Raw genomic sequence first — 23,192 nt, 5'->3', positions numbered from 1 at the left:
GCTCACTGGCAGGCCTCGCAGGACTCGGGGTTCTCCAGGGAGCAGGCCAGCGCGGCCTCCTCCTCCGGGGTGAGGGTCGGGGCGCCCACGGTGACGGTCTGGGTCGGCACCGGCGCGGCGGTACGGGCGGCGCCCGAGGCGGCCTGGGCGATCCGGGTGGCCGGGCGCGAACGCAGGTAGTAGGTGGTCTTCAGACCGACCTTCCACGCGTAGGCGTACATCGAGCTGAGCTTGCCGATGGTCGGCGCGGCCATGAACAGGTTCAGCGACTGGCTCTGGTCGATGTACGGCATCCGGGCGGCGGCCAGGTCGATCAGCGCGCGCTGCGGCAGCTCCCAGGCGGTGCGGTACAGCGAGCGGACCTGCTCGGGCAGCCAGCCGAGCTCCTGCACGGAGCCGTTGGCGTCGCGCAGCGCGTCCCGGGTCTGCTGGTCCCAGACGCCGAGCTCCTTGAGCTCGCGCACCAGGTACGGGTTGACCTGGAGGAACTCGCCGGAGAGGGTCTCGCGCTTGAACAGGTTGGACACCTGCGGCTCGATGCACTCGTAGACGCCGGCGATCGAGGCGATCGTCGCGGTCGGCGCGATGGCCAGCAGCAGCGAGTTGCGCAGGCCGGTCGAGGCGATCCGGGTGCGCAGCGCCTCCCAGCGGTCGGCCCACTCGGGCGCGGCGGTCGGGAAGTGGTCGATGTGCAGCTCGCCGCGGGCGGCGCGGGTCTCCTCGTACGCCTCGTGCCGGCCCAGCTGCTCGGCCAGGTCGGCGGAGCGCTCGTAGGCGGTGAGCATGATGCGCTCGGCGATCAGCGTGGAGAGCGCCTTGGCCTCGGCGGAGTCGAAGTCGATCCGCAGCTGGAAGAAGACGTCCTGCAGGCCCATCACGCCGAGGCCGACCGGGCGCCAGCGGGAGTTGGAGGCGCCGGCCTCGGGGGTCGGGTAGAAGTTGATGTCCACCACGCGGTCGAGGAAGGTGACGGCGGTGCGCACGGTGGCGTCCAGCCGGTCCCAGTCCATCGCGTTCAGCAGGTCGGCGGCGGTGGCGCCGGCGGCGACGTGGGCACCGAGGTTGACCGAGCCGAGGTTGCAGACCGCGGTCTCGGAGTCGTCGGTGACCTCCAGGATCTCGGTGCAGAGGTTGGAGCTGTGCACCGTGCGGCCGGGCAGCGCGGTCTGGTTGGCGGCGCGGTTGGAGGCGTCCTTGAAGGTCATCCAGCCGTTGCCGGTCTGCGCCAGGGTGCGCATCATCCGGGCGTAGAGGGTCTGCGCGGGGATGGTGCGGACGGCCTTGCCGGCCAGCTCGGCCTTCAGGTACGCCTCGTCGAACTCGGCGCCCCACAGGTCGACCAGCTCGGGGACGTCGGCGGGGGAGAACAGCGACCAGTCGGCGTTGGCGTTGACCCGGCGCATGAACTCGTCCGGGATCCAGTGCGCCAGGTTCAGGTTGTGGGTGCGGCGCGCCTCCTCACCGGTGTTGTCGCGCAGCTCGAGGAACTCCTCGATGTCCGCGTGCCAGGTCTCCAGGTAGACGCAGGCCGCGCCCTTGCGGCGGCCGCCCTGGTTGACGGCGGCGACCGAGGAGTCGAGGGTGCGCAGGAACGGCACGATGCCGTTGGACTTGCCGTTGGTGCCGCGGATCAGCGAGCCGCGGGAGCGGATCCGGGAGTAGGACAGGCCGATGCCGCCGGCGTGCTTGGACAGCCGGGCGATCTGCGCGTAGCGGGAGTAGATCGAGTCCAGGTTGTCCAGCGGCGAGTCCAGCAGGTAGCAGCTGGACATCTGCGGGTGCCGGGTGCCGGAGTTGAAGAGGGTCGGCGAGGAGGTCAGGTACTCCAGCCGGCTCATCAGGCGGTACAGCTCGGCCACCTCGCGCACCGACTGCTCGGTGTCGCCGACCGCCAGGCCACAGGCGACACGGAGCAGGAAGTGCTGCGGGGTCTCGACGACCTTGCGGGTGATCGGGTGGCGCAGCAGGTAGCGGCTCTGGACGGTGCGCAGGCCGAAGTACTCGAAGCGGTCGTCGCCCTTGGGGTCGATCAGCGCGTCCAGGGTGGCGGTGTGCTTGGCGACGAAGGCGGCGGTGGTGTCACCGATCAGGCCCTCGGCGTGGCCGACGGCGATCGAGGTGGAGAACGAGACCACGCCCTGGGTCGCCGCCTCGTCGACGATCTCCAGCGCGAGCAGGCGCGCCGCGAGCTTCGAGTACTGCGGGTCCTCGGCGATCATCGACGCGGAGGCGTCGACGGCCAGGCCGCGCAGCTCGGCGAAGTCCGAGCCGGCGTGGCGGCCGCGGAGCGCGGCGGCGGCGACATGACCGGGGTCCACCTGGGGAAGGTCGGCGCTGCGGTCGGTGAGAAGGCGCAGGAGCGCACCGCCCGGGTCGGCGACCGTCGGGTCGACGGGGACGGAGCTGGAACCCTGGGCGGGCAGGACGACTGAGGCAGCGGTGGTCAAGGCGCTTCTCTCCTGGCGGCGGTCGACGGCGGTGGATCGGGGGCCGGGCCGTTCGGGGCAGGGGAGTACGCCGCGCGAGCCCGTGGGCGTCGCGCGCGATTCGTCCCCGGCCCGCCCGCGAGGCCCGGAAATGGTGCTGGTGCGCATGGCCTCTGCGGGGAGGCGCCGGCACGCTGTCGGCAGGTACTCGGACTCGCGGGCCCCCTCGGGAGTAGGCCGCACACCGCTGCGGGGCAGTCCCGGATTCACACCGGGTTCCCCTGCTTCGACAGCAGGAGTGAGCATACATCTAGTGGCGCTCGTCCGACGAAGCACCACATGTAGTGTCGCGGCGCTGCGTGTCGCGGGTCGGGTGCGATAGGCTGCGGGGGCTTTCGGCGCCCCTCAGACCGGCCTGTGCCACTCCTGGGCGGGCTTGGCGGCGCACAGCCGCATCCGTACCTGGGAGCCGTTCCCGGTGCCCGTGGGGCCGGTCGCGGGGTTCTCCAGACACTTCCCGGAGTCCTCGTTGAGCAGCTGCCCGCCGTCGGTGGCGCGCCACCGCTGGTCGGGCCGGCGGGTGCAGCCGGTGAGGACCGGGAACCCGATGTCGGGGTCCTCCAGACAGCGTCCGGCCTGGCCGACCGAGCCGTCCTCGCCCATGGTCCAGCTCTGCGCCGGGGAGCCGTCGCAGGTGGCGGCGCCGACCGCGGCCGGGTCGCCGGCCACCCGGCTGTCCAGGCAGTAGCCGGGTACCGCGGAGGTGATCGCGCCGCTGGGACGGCCCGCGGCGACCTCGAACGAGAACGTGTCGGTGCCGAGGCCCGCGCCGCCCTCCCAGATCTCGAAGCCGGCCTGGACGGCGCACAGGTACGAGCCGGCCGGGACGTAGCCGCGCTGGACCGCGTCGCGGGTGAAGGCGCGCAGGTCGAGGTCGGTGACGACGTTGGTGGCGGAGGCCGCCTCGTAGGTGATCAGGGTGTGGCTGCTCTTCTTCGGCGCCTCGTACACCCGGTAGGCCTGGCCGCCGCTGCGCAGCTCGCCGGACTGCTTGCCGAACGGCGAGGTGCCGTTGCCGCGCAGCCAGATCATCACCTCGGCGCTCTCGGTGAACGAGCAGCTGCCCCGGGTGGTGCTGTACCAGAGGTCGTAGGAGGCGTTCCAGACGCCGCCGTCCACCTGGGTGGTGCGCCAGGTGCTGGTGGCGTACCGCAGGTTGTCGACGGCGATGGGCAGCGGGCTGACGCCGTCGCCGCCGAGCGGGGTGCTGATGTGGGGGTAGGCGCCGGGGCCGCGGGCCGGGTCGGTGAGGTTGCCGCGGGCGACCGCGCTGCGGGTGACGCTGAAGGCGGCGCTGTCGTTGCCGCCGTGCACGCACAGGCCGCCGGTGGCGTTCCACTCGTTGGGGTTGATGACGTAGCGCCCGGAGTCCACCGGCTGCGAGGGGTAGCGGTTCTGCGCGGTGGAGCACAGCTCGCCCGGCTCGGCCGAGGACAGCGGCGGCGGGGGAGGCGGCGGGGCGACGGCGGCGGTCGAGGGGGCGCTCTCGCGCGGGATCAGCACGGCGCACAGGCAGAGCACCAGCAGGGCGGTGGGCGCGAGCCACCACCAGGCGCGCGGCCGGGGACGCCCGGGGCCGGGCAGGAACGGGCGGAGCATGCTCTTCGCCTCCCAACGGGGTACTGGTGTTCGGTGTGCGGGTCGGCCGGTGTCCCGGCGGCCTCCTGCGGGCGGACGGGCCCGCGGCCGGTCGGGGCTATCCGGCGTCGGCCGACGGGGAGCTCCGGGGCTTGGTGGTGGCCGGCTTCCGGGTCGGGACGCCCGTCCCGGACGGCTTGGTGCCGCTGCCGCCGGTCGGCCTGGCGCTCGGCGGGGGAGTCGCCGGGGTCGACGGCGGGGGCGTGGTGGCGGGCGGCACGGTGGGCGGCGCCGGCGGCGGCACGGTGAGCAGCGGCTGCGAGCGGACGGTCCACTGCCCGGCGTAGCGGGGCGCGGAGACCCCGGCGGCGTAGGCCGCGGCGGACGCGGCGGACGCGGTGACCCGCCAGTCGACCTCCTTGACGGCCTCGTACCAGATCAGGCCGATGATGTCCGGGTGCCGGGGCAGCTGCTCGAACATCTCGGTGATCCAGCGGGCCTTCTGGCCGGAGCTGTCGGTGGCGGCGGTCTCGGTGATCACCACGGGCTTCTGGCTGAAGGTCCGCAGCTTCTTCAGCGTCGGCTCGAAGATCTGCTCGAAGGAGGCGTACTTCTCCAGGCCGACGGTGCCGTAGTAGCCGGACAGTCCGATCCAGTCGACGTAGTCGTCACCGGGGTAGAGCGAGTCCAGCGGGGTGGCGTTCTCGTAGTCGATGTTCGGGCTCCACACCCAGACCACCTTGTCGGCGCCGGCCTGCCGGAAGAGGTCGTGGACGTGCTTCCAGGCCTGCACGTACTGGCCGCGGCGGTTGCCGTTGGCCTGCTCGGCCCACGGGTACCAGTAGCCGTTCATCTCGTGGGCGAAGCGCAGGGCGATCGGGTAGCCGAGGTTCTTGACGCCCTCCGCCCACTGCTTGATGTAGGGGTCGAACTCGCCGCCGACGATGCGGCTCAGCGCGTAGTCGGGCTGTTCGCCGCGGAGCTTGTCGACCTTGGACTCCTTGTGGAAGTCCCAGGGCTCCCAGGCGACCATCGGCATGATGCCGCGCTCGGCCACGGTGTCGAAGACCCGGCGGTCGAACCGCTTGTCCCACCAGCCGACCGAGAACTCCAGCACGTTCGGGTTGTGCTTCACGGCGGTGGCGAACTCCTCGACCGGGTCGAGGTCGTAGGGGCCGGCCTTGGTCATGAGGCCCATGAAGGCGCCGCCGGGGGCCGGGAAGGGGGCCGCGGCCGGGGCCGGTTCGGCAGGGGCCGGGGCGGGGCTGCCCGCGTCCTCGCCGCCGGTCGGGGCGGGGGTGGGGGCGGGCGTGGCGACGGGGGTGTCGGTGGGCGTCGCGGCGCCGGTGGTGGCGGCGGCGGTCGGGGCCGGCGCGGCCAGTGCGGCGACCAGCCAGTCCGGCATCGCGGTCGGCGCCTTGCCGGAGAAGGCGTACGGCTCGGGCGCGTGGCGGGCGTTGTACTTCGGCGCCAGCACGAAGGCGTAGCTGGCCAGCAGCGCGAGCGCGAGCAGGCCGACGATCCGGGGCACGGTGATCCGCAGCATCAGCGACCGCCCTTCCGGCCGCCGCCGGCCGGGGCCGGCTCCAGCAGCTCCGCGAGTTCCCGCTCGGGGCCCGTCCCGGAGCCTCCCGCGGCTGTTCCGTCCTCGTCGGGTCCGACCGGTTCGGCCTCGTCCTCCGCCTCGTCGACGGCACGGTCGTCGGCCTCGACGGCGTCGACGGCCTCGGCGGCACGGCGCGGGGCGGGCAGTCCGGCGGCGGCCCGGCGCTCGGCCCGGGCGATCCGGCGCGCGCTGACGAAGGAGATGACCGGCGGCGCGATGCCGGTGAACATGCTGAGGCCGGCCCAGAACCGCAGCAGCCAGATGCCGTGGTGCAGGGTGAAGCTCGCGGCGAGCAGCCCGGCCGCGACGGCGGCCCACACCAGGTGCAGCCGGAAGGTCGACAGCCGCTCGGCGCTGCGCAGGTCGCCCTTGGCGGTCACCGCGTAGGCCAGCGGGCGGCGCAGCAGCGCGGCGATCGCGGCCGCGAGGTACACCGGTCCGGCGAACAGGGCCAGGCCCATGCCGGCCATGCCGATCTCGCGCCGCTCGTGGGCGGCCAGGTTGAAGCGCCGCAGCCAGAGCCAGAGCAGGAACCAACTGCCCATGCTGGCGCCCCAGAGCGAGCTCCAGAGCACGGTGTCGAGCTGGATCGAGGTGATCCCGCAGGCCAGGTAGACGGCGGTGGCGAGGCTGCCCAGGACGGTGGTCACGGCCACGCTGGGGTAGTAGAACTGGACCAGCCCGTACAGCACCCGCTGGCGCGTCCGCAGCCGGATGCCCTTGCGCAGCCGGGTCTTGAGCAGGATCTCCCAGATGCCGAACGCCCAGCGCTTCTGCTGGTTGAAGTAGTCGGTCCAGGAGGTCGGGCCCTCGCCCACGGCCAGCACGTCGGGGGTGTAGACGCCCTTCCAGCGGCGTCCGGTGGCCGGGTTCTCGGTGGCCTGCACCCGCATGCTGGTCAGGTGGTCCTCGATGATCGAGTCCTGGTAGCCGCCGATCTGCTGCCAGGCGGCGGGCCGGTAGAGGTGGTTGGTGCCGATCAGCAGCGGGGCGTCCATGCCGTTGCCGCCGCGCTCTACCAGGCCGGAGAAGAGGTACTGCTGCACGGAGGCGCCGTGCGCGACCCAGTTGTCGTACATGTTGCCGTACACCTGGGGGGCGACCACGAAGGCGGTGTCGGGGTCGCGGAAGTAGCCGAGGGTGCGTTCCAGGAAGCACGGCAGGGGGACGTGGTCCGGGTCCATCTGGGCCACCACGTCGTACTTGTGCTCGTGCTCGGCCCGCCAGGAGTTGTGGTTGCCGGACTTGGTCCTCGCCCGGAACTCGCCCTCCGCCCGGTTGTACTCGGGGCGGCCCTTGCGGCTGAAGTGGTGCACGCCGAGGCGGGCGGCCATCGCCTTCACCCGGTCGTCGTCGCCCTCGTCGAGGATCCAGACGTCGACCTCGCCGTCGTACTCGATCTCCAGCATGGCCGCGAGGGTCTGCTCGACGATCTCGATCGGCTCCTTGGACGGCACGATGGTGGTGAGCACCGCGACCTTGAGGCCGGACGGGGCGGTCACGGGTATCGGGTCCTTGGCGCGGAAGGCGAACACCCAGACCGCGAGGTTCTGGACGAGCCGCACCAGTTCGACGGTGACCACGGCGCAGAAGCAGATCCGGGCGACATTGATCCGCCAGTCCGGGGACCAGCCGACGCCCGGCCCGGGTATGTGCGAGGGCAGCAGCAGCCAGCCGACGAACACCAGGCCGGCCACCGCGTTCAGGGCGACCAGCAGGGTCAGTACGACCTTGACGCCGAGTGAGGAGACGGCGCGGTAGCGGACGGTGTCGACGCCCTCGCCGTCCTGCAGCGGGCCGGTGGCCTCCGCGCAGGCCAGGTAGTTGCGCCGCGCCGAGGCGTTGCGGGACTGGCTGCGGGTCGCGCGCCGCTCGTGCGGGGCCTCGGGGAGGAGCCTGCTGTGGCGTCCTCGTCCGCGCCGGCCGCCGGTGTGCGTCGTCCGTTCGTCGGTGGAGTCCACCAGTCCAATCCCCCGTTGTGGGCCGTCCCGTGAGCGGGCGGCTGCGGTCGTACTCGTCCTGGCCGGTGCGTGCGTGGTGCCCGCCGTGTGGGCGGCGGGTCCGGTGGTCCCGCCGTATGGGCGACGGGTCCGGTGGCCGCTAGTGAGCATAAGGGCACCCCCCGGTGACGGGTCACCGGGGGGCGGGGAGATCCTGCGGACTCGATTCGTCCGGATGTATTCGAATCAGGGAGTGATCTTCACAGAGTTGGCTATCTGGTCCATCAGCGTCAGGGCCGGTGCCTCGGGGGCCTGGTCGAGGCAGATCTGCAGCACCGGCACGGTGGTGGCGCCGGCCGTCGGGGTCACCTCGAGGACGCCGCAGTAGGCGTCGGGGGTCGAGGAGCCGCTGGACATCGGGACGTGCCAGAGCGCCAGGTAGCCGTCCATGCCCTGGATCTTGACGGCGGACTGCTTCAGCGGCTCGGGCGGCGTGGGCGCGTCGGAGCCGAAGCGGGTGTTGTAGAGCAGCTGGCCCATGCCGAGGACCATGGACTTCGGGTCGGCCCAGCCGCCGTTGAAGACCCGGAGGTTCTGGACCACCAGACCGCGGGTGCAGGCGCCGCTGCCGTGGCCGACGCAGGCGTACGGGGAGACCGCGTAGCGCACGTCGGTGGGGTTCTTGGCGTCGCTCTGGACCTGCCAGTCGGCCGGCAGCAGGAAGTTCATCTTCGACTCCTGGCCGGTCACCTGCTTCCCGCCGGGGAACTGCTGACCGCCGGTCAGGGTGGCGCCCATGAAGCCGTTGGGGCTCTTGGGGTCGGCGGTGGAGGTCGGGCTCGCGCTGCCGCCGGCCTGCGGGGTGGTGGGCTTGTCGGCGGTCCGGTGGCCGACGACGTAGCCGGCGCCGGCCATGACCACGGAGAGCAGCACGGCGCCGACGCCGAGCAGCAGCTTGCGGCGGCCGGTGTTGGGCTCGACGGTCTCGAACACGACGGAGGTCGGCGTGAACGGCTGCGGCGCGGCCGGGGTGGCCGCGGGCGTGACCACCGTGGGCGTCGCGGAGACCGAGGGGGCGGGGCCGAACGCGCCCGGGGCGCCCTGCCCGGCGGCGCCGCCGGTCCCCGAGCTCACCGTCGCGGCGTCGGCCGCGGACTTCGGCCGGGTACGGCCGCTCCACGCGGAACCGTCCCACCAGCGTTCCGTATTGGGCTGGCCGGAAGGATCGTCGTACCAGCCAGCCGGCGTGTTCCCCGTCGTCATGCGGCGGATCCTAGCAGCGCCCAAATCCGATCGTCATACCCATCGGTGGATCGCAACCCTGGCCTCGCAAGTCGTCCGGCCGGCGTCGGACGACGGCTCGCACCGGCGTTCAGAACAGCATGCTGTAGACCATCAGATCGATGCCCGGCACCGGCGACCAGTCCCGCTCGGGGGCGCGGCCGAAACCGACCCGCTCGTAGATCCGGTGGGCGGTGGTCATCGCCGGCTGGGTGGAGAACGCCATCCCGGTCAGGCCGAGTTCGCGGCTGCGGGCGAGCGCGGCGCGGACCAGGGCCTCGCCGACGCCGCGCCCGCGGGCGGCCGCCGCGGTGGCCAGCATCCGGATCTCGCCCTCCTCGGTGGTGGCGATGTCCGCCCAGGTGGTGCCGCCGACCGCGAAGGTGACGCAGCCGAGGACGGTGCCGGCGGCCGAGTCGACCGCGACCAGGAGTTCGGCCTCCGCGGCCCGGCGGGCCGCGTCGCGCAGCCGGTGGACGTAGTCGCCGTCGGGTGCGGTGTGGCCGTCGCCGACGAAGGCCTCGACGGTTATGCGGCCGGCTTCCTCGAACTCCTCGGGCCGGGCCGGGCGGATGACGATGTCCATTCGGCCAGTCTGCCCGAGCCGCCGGGGAGGACGGTGAGCGGGGGTCCGGCATCGGCGCCGGTCGGGGCGGTGGCGGCGGTGCGGCCAGGGTCGGTGGCGGTGGCGGTGGCGGTGGCGGTGGCGGTGGCGGTGGCGGGGTCGGCGGACGGGCGGAGCGAGGCGGCGGGCATGGTGCCGTAGAGCCGGTCGGGCAGGGCGGGGTCGACGGGGTAGCCCCCCTGACGGTGCCAGTTGTCGCGTCCGGTGGCCTTCTGCGCGGCCACCTCGCGTCCGATCAGGGCACCGAGCAGGCCGAATCCGCCGACCGTCCCGAGCAGGGCCAGTGCGCTGGCGAGCGTGTCGGAATCCATGTCTCCACTCTCCCGTCGGCACCGGCGCCGGACGAGTGGCAGGAATGCCCGAATGCATCGAAAAACTGCCAACGCCGGGGCTACCCTGTCGGCATGCTCAAGAACGTGGTCGCGGTCGTGATGGAAGAGGTCCACCCCTTCGAGCTCGGGGTGGCCTGCGAGGTGTTCGGCCTCGACCGGACCGAGGACGGACTGCCCGGCTACGACTTCGCGATCGCCGGTCCCCGCCCCGGTCCGCACCGCACCCACGCCGGCTTCACCATCGACGTCCCGCACGGCCCCGAGCGGATCGCCGCCGCCGACCTGGTGGTGGTCACGGCCACCACCATCAGCCGGGAGTACCCGGAGCCGCTGCTGGACGCGCTGCGGGCGGCCCACGCCCGCGGCGCCCGGGTGCTGTCCATCTGCAGCGGCGCGTTCGTGCTCGGCGCCGCCGGACTGCTGGACGGCCGGCGCTCCACCACGCACTGGCGGTACAGCGCCGAACTCGCCGCCCGGTACCCGCGGACCACGGTCGAGCCGGACGTCCTGTACGTGGACGACGACCCGGTGATCACCTCCGCCGGTACGGCGGCCGGCATCGACGCCTGTCTGCACCTGGTCCGCCGGGTGCAGGGCGCCGAGGTGGCCCGGGGCATCGCCCGCCGGATGGTGGTGGCCCCGCACCGCGAGGGCGGGCAGGCGCAGTTCGTCTACCGGCCGCTGCCGGAGGGGGACGGCGACTCGCTGGCCCCGCTGCTCGACTGGATGCGCCACCACCTGGACGAGGAGTCGACCGTCGAGCAGCTGGCCGCCCGGGTCCACATGTCGCCGCGCACCTTCGCCCGGCGCTTCCACCAGGAGACCGGCACCACCCCGCACCGCTGGCTGATCGGGCAGCGGCTGCTGCTCGCCCAGCGGCTGCTGGAGTCGACCAGCGAGCCGGTGGACACCATCGCCGCCCGCTGCGGCTTCGGCAACGCGGCCACCCTGCGGCACCACTTCGGCCGCCGGCTGGGCACCACGCCGCTGGCCTACCGGCGCTGCTTCGCCGAGCCCGCCGCCAGGGTCGCCGTCCGGGCCTGACGGCTCCGCCCGGACCCCGGACCCCTGACGCTGGACCCCGGGCCGCCGCCCGCCGCCCGCCGTTCAGTCCGTGCGCTCCAGGTGCCCGGTGTCGTTCCAGTGCTCCGGCCGCAGCCGGCCGGCCTCGGCGCGCCAGAGGCTGGTGGAGCAGTTGCGCACCGGCTCCAGCCCGGTCAGCTGCTCCTCGGAGAGCCGGTCCAGCGCGTAGCGGAGCATGAGCACCGTGCAGTCGTGCGCGATCAGCAGGACCGGCCGCCCGGCGTCCTCGGCGCAGACGTCGCGCAGCACGCTGCGCACCCGCAGCGCCACGTCGGCCCAGGACTCGCCGCCGGGCGGGCGGTAGTACAGCTCGCCCATCTTCCGCCGCCGGGCCGCCTCCTCGGGGTGCTCGGCCTCGATGGCGGCCCGGGTCAGCATCTCCAGCACGCCGAGCTCGCGGTCGCGCAGCCGCTCGTCGTAGCGGACGGCCAGCGAGACCGGGACGGCGCCGAGGCCGGCGGCCTGGGCGAGCGCGATCCGGGCGGTCTCGGCGGTGCGCACGTACGGCGAGCACCAGACGCTGCGCGGCCGGTCGGCGCTGGGCAGCCCGGCCCACCAGCGGCCGAGGGCCTGCGCCTGCTGCTGGCCGTGCATCGAGAGCGGGATGTCCGCGTCCCGGCAGCTGATCGGGACGCTGAGCGCGCCGGCCGCCTCGGCGTGCTGGAACTCGACGTTCGCGGTGGACTCGCCGTGGCGGGTGGCGATCAGGACGGAGGGGACGGAGGACAGGCCGGGGGCCGCGGTGGCACCGGCGGGCCGGTGCGGGGCAGCCGTCCGGTGCCGTCCGTCGGTGTGGTGGTGCTGGCCGTTGAGGGTGGTGCCGAGTTCTGCCATTGCCGCCGCTCCCCGTGGGTCGATCAGTTGCCGGCCGGCTGTCGGTCCGGTCTGGTTGGTGCCCTGGTGTGGTGCCCAAATCACGCGGCCGTTCATACATATGATCGCGCCGTCCCCTCCAGTGTTGACGGAGGGGACGGCGCGAACACAGGGCGCGCACAGCACGTATCAGTGCGCTGCCACGGGCTCCGGCGCGTTCTTCGGCTCCACGTCGCCGCTCTCGGCGCTGTAGTCGCCCGGCCGGGTCTCGTCCGGCCCGTCGGGCGCCTTGACGGCGCGCAGGACCAGCGTCAGCACCACCGCGACCAGCAGGTTGAGGACGAAGGCGGTGAGCCCGATGTAGCCGATCTCGCCGATGCCGGGGATCTCGGCCGCGTTCCCGCCGAAGTGCTTGGTCTTGGGGCTGGCGATCCCGTAGGCCTTCCAGGTGCCGTAGACCATGCCGGCCGCCCAGCCGGCCAGCAGCGCCCAGTGGTGGAACCAGCGGGTGAACAGGCCGCCGACGATGGAGACGAAGGTCTGCAGGATCCACAGGCCGCCGAGCAGCTGGAGGTTGATCGCCGCCTGCTTGTCCATGCCGAGCACGAAGACCAGTGCGCCGACCTTGACCAGCAGCGAGACCAGCTTGGCGACCCGGGTCTCGTCGGCCGGGGTGGCGGCGGGCCGCAGGAACTCCTTGTAGACGTTGCGGGTGAACAGGTTCGCCGCCGCGATCGACATGATCGCGGCCGGCACCAGCGCGCCGATCCCGATCGCGGCGAAGGCGACGCCGGTGAACCAGTCGGGGAACATGTTCTCGAACAGCTGCGGCACCGAGAGCTGGGTGTTGAAGCCCTTGTCGCCCTTGCCGACGCCGGCCGCGATCGCCATGAAGCCGAGCAGCGCCAGCAGGCCGAGCATCAGCGAGTAGGCGGGCATGATCGCCATGTTCCGGCGCACCGTGTTGCGGGACTTGCTGGCCAGCACACCGGTGACCGAGTGCGGGTACATGAACAGGGCCATCGCCGAGCCGAGCGCCAGCGTCGCGTACGTCCACTGCTTGTTCTCGGGCACGGTGAGCGAGCCGCCGGACTTGGGCGCGGCGAACTTCTCGCCGACCGTGTCGAAGATGTGGCCGTAGCCGCCGAGCCGGATCGGGATGTAGATCACCGCGACGATGATCACCACGTAGATGAGGGCGTCCTTGACGAAGGCGATCAGCGCCGGTGCGCGCAGCCCGGAGGAGTAGGTGTAGGCGGCGAGCACCCCGAAGGCGATGAACAGCGGCAGGTCGTTGACGAACCAGTTCGCGTTCTCGCCGCCGCCGACGCCCAGCACGTCCAGCACCGCCTGGATGCCGACCAGCTGCAGCGCGATGTACGGCATGGTGGCGAGGATGCCGGTCAGCGCGACCATCAGCGACAGCGGCCGGGAGCCGTACCGCCCGCGCACGAAGTCGGCGGGGGTGACGTAGCCGTGCACCCGGGAGACCGACCAGAGCCGGGGGAGGAAGAGGAAGACCAGCGGGTAGGCGACGATCGTGTAGGGGACGGCGAAGAAGCCCGCCGCGCCGGTCGCGTAGACCGCGGCGGGCACGGCCACGAAGGTGTAGGCGGTGTAGAGGTCGCCGCCGAGCAGGAACCAGGTGACCCAGGTCCCGAAGCTGCGCCCGCCCAGGCCCCATTCGTCGAGGTGGTGGGCGTTGTCGGCCCGCCGCCACCGGGAGGCCAGGAAGCCCATCACGGTGACCAGCAGGAAGAAGAGGACGAAGACCGTCAGCGCGGGCACGTTGACCCCGTTCACCGGACCTCACCCGCCTTCCCGGCGCGGGCGGCCCGGCGGGCCTTCTCGTCGCGGTTGATCAGCAGGTAGGCCGCGACCGTGAAGACGGCCGAGGCGGGCACCCAGAGCAACTGGTACCAGTAGAAGAAGGGGACACCGCCCGCCTCGGGGTCGAGCTTGTCGTACGAGCCCACCCAGAGCATCGCGACGATCGGCACCAGCAGGGCGAGCACGGCCAGCACCCGCTCGGGGGTCACCGCCGGCAGGGCGTGGCCCGGTGGCTCTTCTGGCTCGGGCATGACAGGTCGGTCGGTGTCGAGATCTGACGACATGGTTCGGCTCCGCTCCGGAGGGTCTCACCTCGCCGGCGCCGCAGCCCCGGGGAACCGCACAGCCCCCCGTGGCCCGCCGAGCAGCACCACTGGTGATCGGCAGTCAGTATGGATGCGGAATCTAGAGCATCGAGTGATCCATGTCACCGGATCGGCGCAGATTCCCGCCATCCGGACCTGCCGCGCGCCCCGGACGCACCACGGGCCCCGGCGCGTACGCCGGGGCCCGGAAGCGGTGGGGGTGGTGCGGGAGGCCGTTCGCTACGCCGGCTCGGGCCGCTGGAGGCGGGTGATGAACTTGTAGCGGTCGCCCCGGTAGATCGAGCGGACCCACTCGACCGGGTCGCCCTCGGCGTCGAAGGAGTGCCGGGACAGCTGGAGCATCGGCAGGCCGAGGTCGGAGCCGAGCAGTCCGGCCTCGCGCGGGTCGGCCAGGGTGGTCTCGATGGTCTCCTCGGCCTCGGCCACGGTCACCCCGTAGACCTCGCGCAGGGCCGTGTAGAGGGAGTTGTGCTTGGCCAGGTTGCGGCGCAGGGCCGGGAAGCGCTTGGCGGACAGATGGGCCACCTCGATGGCCATCGGGTCGCCGTTGGCCAGTCGCAGGCGCTCGATCCGCAGCACCCGGCCGCCGGGCTTGATGTCCAGCAGCGGGGCCAGCCGGTCGTCGGCGGTGATGTAGCCGATCTCGATCAGCCGGGAGGTGGGCTCCAGCCCCTGGGCGCGCATGTCCTCGGTGTAGGAGGTCAGCTGGAGGGCCTGGGCCACCTTGGGCTTGGCGACGAAGGTGCCCTTGCCCTGGATGCGCTCCAGCCGCCCCTCGACGACGAGCTCCTGCAGGGCCTGCCGGACGGTGGTGCGCGAGGTGTCGAACTGCGCCGCCAGTGCCCGTTCGGGCGGTACCGGGGTGCCGGCGGGCTGGGTCTCGGTGAGCTGCAGCAGGTGGCGCTTGAGGCCGTAGTACTTCGGCACCCTGGCGGTCGGGTCCGTACCGCCCTGGGCCGCGGGGCTCTTCACCTGGGGGTCGTTGACCTGGGCCGTGCTGCCCCCGTCGCTGCTCATCGGACGTGTCTCCCGCTTCTCGCGGGGCCCCAGTGGGGCCTCGCCACTTCATTAACGGCTCACATCGTTGCATGTATGGCTACGGAACGAATACCTCATCACGCGATGAACGATGTGCGGTGTCGGCTTGATAACGGGTGGTCCTGATCGGTCGAACAGCCGTTGACAGGCCCATTGGTCTAGGCCAAGCTCCAGGCATCTGGTCTACACCACTAGGCCGGTCACTATGAATCCCCCCCACCGTTCGATGGAGTCCGCGGCACCATTCCTCCCACCTCGTGTGGGTATGCCGCTGCCACCCGACGGGGGTAACCAGGCATCCCTCAGGAGGATGGCGTGAAGCGTCAGCTCATCGCGGCGGTCGGCGTCGCGGCCATGGTTGTTGGTCTCGCGGCCTGTGGCTCGGACGCCAAGAAGACCGACAGCGGCAACTCCGCGTCGGGCTCGTCCGGCTCGTCCGCCACGGCCGACGGCAAGAAGGACTACAACGGCAAGACGCTCAAGGTGTGGCTGATGACCGGCTCGGCCCCCAAGGGCTGGACGGACTCGGTCAAGAGCGACTTCGAGACCGCCTACCCGGGCTCCAAGGTCGACTTCCAGATCCAGGAGTGGACCGGCATCGGCCCCAAGGTCACCGCCGCGCTCTCCGAGGGTTCCGTCGACGTCCTCGAGGTCGGCAACACCCAGACGGCGGGCTACGCCGCCACCGGTGGTCTGCTGGACATCACCAAGGACAAGGCCGCCATCGGCGGTGCCGACTGGGCCGCCAACCAGAGCGAGTCGGCGATCCTGGACGGCAAGCAGTACGCCGCCCCGTGGTACGTCACCAACCGCGTCGTCTCCTACAACAAGGACCTCTGGACCAAGGCCGGTCTGAGCATCCCGAAGACGCTGGACGAGTTCTACACCGCGCTGGAGAAGCTCAAGACCACCGAGGGCGTCGCCGACCCGATCTACATGCCGGGCCAGGAGTGGTACGTCTACTTCGGTCTCCTCACCAGCGAGGGCGGCAAGCTGGCGAAGAAGGACGGCGACAAGTGGACCGGCGGTCTGTCGACCCCCGAGGCGCAGAAGGCCTTCGACGTCTACAAGAAGCTCCAGGGCTACTCGACCACGGGTGCCAAGGACAAGGACGAGGCCAAGCCGCAGCAGAAGGACGTCTTCGGCAAGGGTGACGTCGGCGCGATGATCGGCCTCGGCTGGGAGCTCCCGGACGAGAAGGCCATGGCCAAGGACAAGATCGGCTTCTTCCCGCTCCCGGGCAAGACCGCCGACAAGCCCTCCGGCGCGTTCCTCGGTGGCTCGAACCTGGCCGTCGCCTCGGCCAGCAAGAACACCGACATGGCCAAGGACTTCCTGAAGATCGCGCTCAACGACAAGAACGAGGGCGCGGTCGCGGCCTCGGGTCTCATCCCGAACAAGACCTCGCTGAACGACAAGGTCGTCGGTGACTTCGCCTCCGCGGCGAAGCTGGCCGCGGTGGTCGGTGGCATCACCCCGACCACCCCGAACTGGGCGAGCGTCGAGAACGACCCGAACCCGATCAAGGAGTTCCTGACCGCTGCCCTGACCGGCGACTACGCCGCCGCCGCCAAGAAGGCGGACGACGAGATCGCCAAGCGTCTGAACGCCAAGCAGTAGCAGTCGAGCGGCGTCGCTCACCGGCCCCCGGCGGGGGGCCGGTGGGCGGCGCCTGTCCGTCGTGGTCGGGTTGTCAGGAAGAGAGAACGATGGCTGTGCATTCGGAGCGGGTGCAGACACAGTCCCCGGAGTCAGGGAAGGCTGCTGTGGCCACTATTGAGACGAGCGCCGCCCGTGGCGACGGCGCCGGCACCGCGAAGAAGAAGAGCGCCAGACCGGCGGACGGGCGGAGCATCGGCTCCCGACTCGCGCCGTACCTGCTGCTCCTGCCTGCCACCGTGGCCACTCTTGGCCTACTGGGCTGGCCCCTGCTGAAGACCGTCCTGGTCTCGTTCCAGAACCTGAACGCGCGCCAGCTCGTCCAGCACCTGACCGAGTGGAACGGCTTCGAGAACTACACCGAGCAGCTCAAGGACGAGCAGTTCTGGGCCGTCACCGGCCGGTCGGTCGCCTTCACGGTGCTGAACGTCTTCCTGATCATGGTCGGCGGCGCGCTGGTCGGGCTGCTGCTCAACCGGCTCGGCAAGAAGATGCGGCTGCTGCTGTCGATCGGCCTGCTGTTCGCCTGGGCGATGCCGGTGGTCGCCTCGACCACCGTCTACACCTGGCTCTTCGAGACCAGGTTCGGCGTCGTCAACTGGCTCCTGGACAGCCTGGGCTGGCACTCGATGGCCGCCTACAACTGGACCGGCAGCCAGTACTCGACCTTCTTCGTGATCCTCCTGCTGCTGGTCTGGGGCTCGATCCCGTTCGTGGCGTTCAACATGTACGCCGCGCTGACCACCATCCCCAAGGAGCTCTACGAGGCGGCCCGGATGGACGGCGCCGGATCGGTGAAGATCTTCACCGCGGTGATGTTCCCCAACCTCAAGCCGTTCTTCCTGGCCACGACGTTCCTCGAGGTCATCTGGATCTTCAAGGCCTTCACCCAGATCTACGCGATCAAGGCCGGCGGTCCCGACGGGCTCACCCGGACCCTGCCGATCCACGCCTTCCTGGAGGGCTCCGGCCGCCAGCACTACGGCACCGGTGCCGCGATCGCGGTGCTCACCATCCTGATCCTGGGCGTCCTGATGGCGTACTACTTCCGGATCATTCTCAAGCAGGAGGACGAGCTGTGAGGCGCTCGCTCATCGGACGTACCTGGCCCAACGTCGTCGCGGTCGTCCTCTTCGTCTTCTTCGCGTTCCCCGTCTACTGGATGATCAGTACGGCCTTCAAGCCGTCGAAGGACATCATCAGCAAGACGCCGGTGTTCGTGCCGTTCGACGCGACCCTGGAGCACTTCAAGACCGCGGTCAACGTGCCGAAGTTCTGGACGTACACCGCCAACAGCTTCATCGTCACCGTCCTCGCGGTGGTGATCTCGCTGGTGATCGCCACGCTGGCGTCCTTCGCGATCGCGCGGATGCGCTTCCGCGGCCGCAAGGTCTTCGTGCTGGTCATCATGGCCGCGCAGATGGCGCCCTGGGAGGTCATGACCATCGCGGTCTACCTGATCTCCCGCGACAACGAGATGCTGAACAGCCTCGTCCCGCTCACCGCCTTCTACATGATGATGGTGCTGCCCTTCACCATCTGGACCCTGCGCGGCTTCATCGCGGCGGTCCCGAAGGAGCTGGAGGAGTCGGCCATGGTGGACGGCTGCACCCGCACCCAGGCCTTCGTGAAGGTGATCTTCCCGCTGCTGGCGCCGGGCCTGATGTCCACCTCGCTGTTCGGCTTCATCACGGCCTGGAACGAGTTCCCGCTCGTCCTCATCATCAACAAGACCGACGGCCAGACCCTGCCGCTGTGGCTGTCCTCGTTCCAGACCGCCTTCGGCAACGACTGGGGCGCCACCATGGCGGCGTCGACGCTGTTCGCCCTCCCGGTGCTGATCCTGTTCGTCTTCCTGCAGCGCAAGGCGGTCGGTGGGCTCACCGACGGCGCCGTGAAGGGCTGATCCCATCGTGAGCATCCTCGTTCCCACCCTCCCGGCCTCCGACCAGCTGCACCGCGACGCGCTGACCGTCCTCCAGCCCGGCTTCGTCGGCACCGAGCCGCCGGAGTGGCTGCGCCGGCACCTCGCGGCCGGCCTCGGCTCGGTCGCGCTGTTCGACCGCAACGTGGCCGACCTCGGCCAGCTGGCCGCCCTCACCGCCGCGCTGCGGGCCGAGAACCCCGACCTGCTGATCGCCATCGACGAGGAGTCCGGCGACGTCACCCGGCTGGAGGCGGGCTCCGGCTCGTCCTGGCCGGGCAACCTCGCCCTCGGCGCGATCGACGACCCGGCGCTGACCCGCGACGTCGCCCGTGAGCTGGGCCGGGCCCTGGCCGCCGCCGGCGTGAACTACAACTGGGCGCCCACCGCCGACGTCAACTCCAACCCGCGCAACCCGGTGATCGGCGTCCGCTCCTTCGGCGCCGACCCGGAGCTGTGCGCCCGCCACACCGCCGCCTGGGTCGAGGGCCTGCAGTCGGCCGGCGTCGCGGCCTGCTCGAAGCACTTCCCGGGCCACGGCGACACCGCCGTCGACTCGCACCACGGGCTGCCGGTCATCGACGTCGACCTGGACGTGCTGCGCGCCCGCGACCTGGTGCCGTTCCAGGCCGCCATCGCCGCCGGGACCAAGGCCGTGATGACGGCCCACATCATGATCCCGGCGCTCGACCCGAAGCTGCCCGCCACGCTCAGCCCCACCGTGCTGCGCGACCTGCTGCGCGCGGCCCCGCAGGACGGCGGCCTGGGCTACCAGGGCCTGATCGTCAGCGACGCGATCGAGATGGGCGCCATCGCCGACACCTTCGGCATGGGCGAGGGCACCGTGCTGGCCCTGGCGGCCGGCGCGGACGCGATCTGCGTGGGCGGCGGGCTGGCCGACGAGGCCACCGTGCTGATGCTGCGGGACGCCATCGTGGCGGGCGTGCAGTCGGGCCGGCTCCCGGAGGAGCGGCTCGCCGACGCGGCCGACCGGGTGCGGGCGCTGGGCAGCTGGGGCCGGATCGCGGCCCAGGGCGAGCGGCCGGAGGCGGACCTCGCGGTCGGCCTGCGGGCGGCCCGCCGGGCGCTGCGGGTGGTCCGGGCGCCGGGCCGGGAGGTCCTGCCGGTGACCGAGCGCCCCTTCGTGGCCTCGTTCTCGGCCGAGCCCAACATCGCCGTCGGCGACGTCACCCCGTGGGGCGTGGCCGCCATGCTGGCCGACCGCTTCCCGGGCACCCGGACCCGTGAGGTCGGCCCGGAGGCCGCCGCGCCGCAGGTGCTGGACGCGGTGGTGGCCGAGGTGCTGGCCGAGGCCGCGGACCGCCGCCTGGTGCTGGTGGTGCGGGACGCCCACCGGCACGAGTGGATGTCGGCCGCGCTGGCCCGCCTGGTGGCGGCCCGGCCGGACGCCGCGGTGGTCGAGATGGGCCTGCCGCAGTCCGAGCCGGTCGGCGCGCTGCACATCGCCACCCACGGTGCGGCCCGGGTCTGCGGCCTGGCCGCCGTCGAGGTGCTCACCGGGCAGCCGGGGGCGATCGGCTGACTCCCGGTCGGACCGTGACCCGGGGGACCGCGAGTCCCCCTCCGACGGGCCCGTCGTGCGCATGGCGCACGGCGGGCCCGTCGGCGTCCCCGGGGCGCGGCGGGCCGTGTGACCTGCCGATTCGAACAACCTGACGATGTTCCCTCAAATCCGTCTTAAGGCACCCTTAAGTTCTACTTAGGGTGACCGTGGCGCGACTGATCGCCCACGGGAGACAACAGGTCTGCAACGGCCCTTCCTGCCAGGCCATTTGGCGTTGACACCAGCAGTGGTCTAGGCCAGGCTCCAGTCCATCCGGTTCGAATTTCAATTTCCCCGGATGTGGTATTGGCCCACCCCGAAGCTCTTCGCCGCCCTCCCCGGACACCGTCCCGTCGGGCGCCAGCACGCAGCCGGCGGGCACAGCTCAAACACCTCGGAGGATGGCGTGGGAAAGCGTCGGTTCATGGCGTCGGTCGGCATCATGGCGCTGGCCGCGGGTCTGACGGCCTGTTCGTCGGGCGGTCCGGCCTCCGGTGGCAAGTCGGCCTCGGCGGACCCGCAGTCCGCCACCGGCACCGTCACGGTCTGGCTGATGGACGATGCCCAGAAGAGCTGGCCCGACCTCGTCCAGCGGGTCAACGACGAGTTCGCGGCCAAGTACCCGAAGGTCACCCTGCGGCTGGCCTACCAGGGTTGGGCCGACAAGGTCGCCAAGCTCGACAAGGCGCTCGGCGACGGCACCGCCCCGGACGTGGTCGAGCTCGGCAACACCGAGACCATGAAGTACGTGCTCTCCGGCGCGCTGGCGCCGGTCGAGCGGAACACCTTCGACAACGCGGACAGCTGGATCAAGGCGCTCGCCAACACCTGCACCTACCAGGACAAGCTCTGGTGCGTGCCCTACTACGCGGGCGCCCGGGTCGCGATCTACAACTCGGCGGCCCTCCAGCAGGCGACGGGCAGCGCCGACTTCCCGAAGACCGAGGAAGAGCTGCGCACGGCCCTGGACCGGATCGCCGACAAGAACAAGGCGGACCGCACCTACTCCCCGCTCTACCTGCCCGGCCCGTACTGGTACGCCGCGATGAGCTACGTCTCCGCGTACGGCGGCGCCATCGCCCGCTTCGACAGCGGCGGCACCTGGCACGGCACCCTGAGCGACCCCAAGTCGCAGCAGGGCATCAACCACTTCGTCGACCTGGTGCGCAAGTACAACAAGGGCGATCTGACGCTCAACGAGCAGAACCAGTACGAGGCGATGGCCCGCGGCCACGCGGCGGCCTTCTACGGCAACGGCTACGAGGCCGCCAGCGTCGCAGCCCCGGTCACCGGCGACCCGAGCCTCAAGGACGCCGTCAAGGTGGCCACGATGCCCGGCCCGGGCGGCAAGCCGCTGCCGACCTTCATCGGCGGCTCGGCGCTCGCCGTCACCGCGAAGTCGCCGGCCGCGGCCCTGGCCACCGACTGGGTCCGGATGTTCACCAGCACCAAGTCCGAGCAGGCGCTGGCGGACAAGGACATCCTGCCGAACAACCTCACCCAGCTGAACCCGCTGAAGAGCAAGCCCGCCACCGCCGCCGCGGCCAACGCGGTGCCGGACGCCTGGTTCACCCCGCTGGCGCCCGGCTGGGGCCTGGTGGAGAAGCAGAAGATCCTGCCGGACATGCTGACCGCCATCCTCAAGGGCAAGCCGGTGGACCAGGCCACCAAGGAGGCGGACGCCGCCATCGACCAGCTGATCAACAAGGCCGGCTGAGCGGTCGCCGCCCCGGATCCGGAGCCCCTCCCCGCACCGCCGGGAGGGGCTCCGCCCTCCCGGGGGCACCCCCGGCGGCCGCCCGACCGGGCGCGACCACGTCCTCGGATGTGCCGCACCCGGGCGGCCCCCGTAGGATTGCCGCAGCAAACACCGGAGCGAGTGTGCGGACTCGCCGCCGTAGAGGTCCCCGCCGGGCATTCCCGCCCGGGCGGGGTGGAACCATCTCATCGGAGGCACCCCACGATGTCCGACACGCAGACCGTCCCTGGCCGGATCATGGCGGCGGAGATGGCCGAGCAGCCGGCCGTCCTGCAGCGCATCCTCGACGAGGGCGCCCCCAAGATCTTCGAGATCGCCGGGCAGATCGCCGCCCGCAAGCCGCGCTTCGTCCTGCTGACCGGGCGCGGCACCTCGGACAATGCGGCGCTGTACGCCAAGTACCTGATCGAGATCCTGCTCGGCAAGCCGGCCGGTCTCACCTCGATGTCCACCACCACCGCGTACGGGGCCCAGCCGGACCTCACCGACGTGCTGGTGATCACCGTCAGCCAGTCGGGCGGCTCGCCCGACCTGGTCGCCTCCACCAAGGCGGCCCGCGAGGCCGGGGCCATCACCCTGGCCGTCACCAACAACGCGGGTTCGCCGCTGGCCGAGGTCTCCGAGTTCCACATCGACGTGCTGGCGGGCCCGGAGAAGGCGCTGCCGGCCACCAAGACCTACACCGCCGAGCTGCTCGCCCTCTACCTGCTGATCGAGGGCCTGCGCGGCGGCGACGGCGCGGCCGCCAAGGACCTGCCGGAGCTGGCCGCCGGGATCCTGGCCCGCCAGGACGAGGTCAAGGCCCTGGCCGAGCGCTACCGCTTCGCCCAGCGGCTGGTCATCACCTCGCGCGGCTACGGCTACCCGACCGCCCGCGAGGCGGCGCTGAAGCTCATGGAGACCACCTACATCCCGGCCTCCCCGTTCTCCGGCGCCGACCTGCTGCACGGCCCGCTGGCCATGGTCGATAACGTCTCCCCGGTCATCGCGATCGTCCCGGACGGCAAGGGCGGCGAGGCCCTGCAGCCGGTGCTGGACCGCCTGCGCGGCCGTGGCGCGGACCTGGTCGTGGTGGGCCAGCAGGCGCAGGTCGAGTCCGCCTCGGCGGGCTTCGCGCTGCCGGCCGGCGTGCCGGAGGAGGTGCAGCCGATCCTGGAGATCCTGCCGCTGCAGCTGTTGGCCTACGAGGTCACCATCGCCCGCGGCCAGGACCCGGACGCCCCCCGCGCCCTCGCCAAGGTCACCGAGACCCACTGACGCGGAAAACGCCGAGACCCCCGTCCACAGCCTGTGGACGGGGGTCTCGGCGTTCCACGCCTCGGGGCGAGGGAAGTCCGGAAAGCACTAC

The 23,192-nt window shown here is 71.7% G+C and carries 18 protein-coding genes and 1 riboswitch; of the genes, 7 read left to right on the top strand and 11 right to left on the bottom strand.

The window, feature by feature from the left end; translation table 11 throughout:
- Window positions 1-2 precede the first annotated feature (2 nt).
- The 7 genes from BI06_RS17685 to BI06_RS52440 form a co-directional block, all read right to left on the bottom strand.
- A complete protein-coding gene (locus BI06_RS17685) occupies window positions 3-2,423 on the bottom strand; it encodes a ribonucleoside-diphosphate reductase subunit alpha (protein WP_051741383.1) in 2,421 nt (806 codons plus the stop codon).
- A 184-nt stretch (window positions 2,424-2,607) separates the two neighbouring features.
- Window positions 2,608-2,770, bottom strand: a riboswitch (cobalamin riboswitch).
- A gap of 61 nt (window positions 2,771-2,831) precedes the next feature.
- A complete protein-coding gene (locus BI06_RS17680; RefSeq protein WP_030392883.1) occupies window positions 2,832-4,085 on the bottom strand; it encodes a ricin-type beta-trefoil lectin domain protein in 1,254 nt (417 codons plus the stop codon).
- Window positions 4,086-4,182: 97 nt separating this feature from the next.
- Window positions 4,183-5,610: a glycoside hydrolase family 26 protein gene (locus BI06_RS17675; protein ID WP_051741201.1), complete on the bottom strand. Its 1,428-nt coding sequence runs from the start codon at window positions 5,608-5,610 to the stop codon at window positions 4,183-4,185.
- A complete protein-coding gene (locus tag BI06_RS17670; protein WP_051741199.1) occupies window positions 5,610-7,631 on the bottom strand; it encodes a glycosyltransferase family 2 protein in 2,022 nt (673 codons plus the stop codon). The genes BI06_RS17675 and BI06_RS17670 overlap by 1 nt, the downstream gene beginning before the upstream one ends.
- A 225-nt stretch (window positions 7,632-7,856) precedes the next feature.
- Window positions 7,857-8,873: a DUF2510 domain-containing protein gene (locus BI06_RS17665; protein ID WP_043469053.1), complete on the bottom strand. Its 1,017-nt coding sequence runs from the start codon at window positions 8,871-8,873 to the stop codon at window positions 7,857-7,859.
- A 109-nt stretch (window positions 8,874-8,982) separates the two neighbouring features.
- A complete protein-coding gene (locus tag BI06_RS17660; RefSeq protein ID WP_030392879.1) occupies window positions 8,983-9,477 on the bottom strand; it encodes a GNAT family N-acetyltransferase in 495 nt (164 codons plus the stop codon).
- Window positions 9,420-9,827, bottom strand: a complete 408-nt coding sequence (locus BI06_RS52440) for a hypothetical protein (RefSeq protein ID WP_043469050.1) — start codon at window positions 9,825-9,827, stop codon at window positions 9,420-9,422. Before BI06_RS52440 ends, BI06_RS17660 begins: the two co-directional genes overlap by 58 nt.
- 93 nt (window positions 9,828-9,920) lie before the next feature.
- Here BI06_RS52440 and BI06_RS17650 point away from each other — a divergent pair, with 93 nt between their 5' ends.
- A complete protein-coding gene (locus tag BI06_RS17650; protein WP_030392877.1) occupies window positions 9,921-10,892 on the top strand; it encodes a helix-turn-helix domain-containing protein in 972 nt (323 codons plus the stop codon).
- A gap of 63 nt (window positions 10,893-10,955) precedes the next feature.
- On the opposite strand, the gene BI06_RS17645 is transcribed toward BI06_RS17650, so the two are convergent.
- The 4 genes from BI06_RS17645 to BI06_RS17630 form a co-directional block, all read right to left on the bottom strand.
- Window positions 10,956-11,765 (bottom strand): histidine phosphatase family protein, encoded by an 810-nt coding sequence (locus tag BI06_RS17645; RefSeq protein ID WP_199523300.1) that lies wholly within the window; start codon window positions 11,763-11,765, stop codon window positions 10,956-10,958.
- A gap of 168 nt (window positions 11,766-11,933) precedes the next feature.
- A complete protein-coding gene (gene mctP, locus BI06_RS17640; RefSeq protein WP_043469048.1) occupies window positions 11,934-13,547 on the bottom strand; it encodes a monocarboxylate uptake permease MctP in 1,614 nt (537 codons plus the stop codon).
- Complete coding sequence (locus tag BI06_RS17635) at window positions 13,544-13,825, bottom strand: DUF3311 domain-containing protein (protein ID WP_051741197.1); 282 nt, start codon at window positions 13,823-13,825, stop codon at window positions 13,544-13,546. The genes mctP and BI06_RS17635 overlap by 4 nt, the downstream gene beginning before the upstream one ends.
- A gap of 294 nt (window positions 13,826-14,119) precedes the next feature.
- Window positions 14,120-14,917, bottom strand: coding sequence for a GntR family transcriptional regulator (locus tag BI06_RS17630; protein WP_030392873.1), 798 nt, complete (start codon window positions 14,915-14,917; stop codon window positions 14,120-14,122).
- A 336-nt stretch (window positions 14,918-15,253) separates the two neighbouring features.
- On the opposite strand from BI06_RS17630, the gene BI06_RS17625 reads away from it, so the two are divergent.
- The 6 genes from BI06_RS17625 (at window position 15,254) to BI06_RS17600 (ending at window position 23,101) form a co-directional block, all read left to right on the top strand.
- Window positions 15,254-16,558, top strand: coding sequence for an extracellular solute-binding protein (locus tag BI06_RS17625; RefSeq protein WP_030392872.1), 1,305 nt, complete (start codon window positions 15,254-15,256; stop codon window positions 16,556-16,558).
- 89 nt (window positions 16,559-16,647) lie between these two features.
- Complete coding sequence (locus BI06_RS17620; RefSeq protein WP_030392871.1) at window positions 16,648-17,679, top strand: carbohydrate ABC transporter permease; 1,032 nt, start codon at window positions 16,648-16,650, stop codon at window positions 17,677-17,679.
- A complete protein-coding gene (locus tag BI06_RS17615; RefSeq protein ID WP_030392870.1) occupies window positions 17,676-18,503 on the top strand; it encodes a carbohydrate ABC transporter permease in 828 nt (275 codons plus the stop codon). Before BI06_RS17620 ends, BI06_RS17615 begins: the two co-directional genes overlap by 4 nt.
- A 7-nt stretch (window positions 18,504-18,510) precedes the next feature.
- Window positions 18,511-20,064: a glycoside hydrolase family 3 protein gene (locus BI06_RS17610; protein ID WP_030392869.1), complete on the top strand. Its 1,554-nt coding sequence runs from the start codon at window positions 18,511-18,513 to the stop codon at window positions 20,062-20,064.
- 445 nt (window positions 20,065-20,509) lie between these two features.
- Entirely contained in the window at window positions 20,510-21,802 is a 1,293-nt protein-coding gene (locus BI06_RS17605) for an extracellular solute-binding protein (protein WP_030392868.1), read from the top strand.
- A gap of 246 nt (window positions 21,803-22,048) precedes the next feature.
- Window positions 22,049-23,101, top strand: a complete 1,053-nt coding sequence (locus BI06_RS17600) for an SIS domain-containing protein (RefSeq protein ID WP_030392867.1) — start codon at window positions 22,049-22,051, stop codon at window positions 23,099-23,101.
- Window positions 23,102-23,192: the final 91 nt, after the last annotated feature.

Source organism: Kitasatospora sp. MBT66, assembly GCF_000710405.2.
In the GTDB taxonomy this organism is placed as follows: Bacteria; Actinomycetota; Actinomycetes; order Streptomycetales; family Streptomycetaceae; genus Kitasatospora; species Kitasatospora purpeofusca.
Note: the sequence above shows the minus strand (reverse complement) of the source record. Positions and strands in the feature narration are given on the sequence as shown.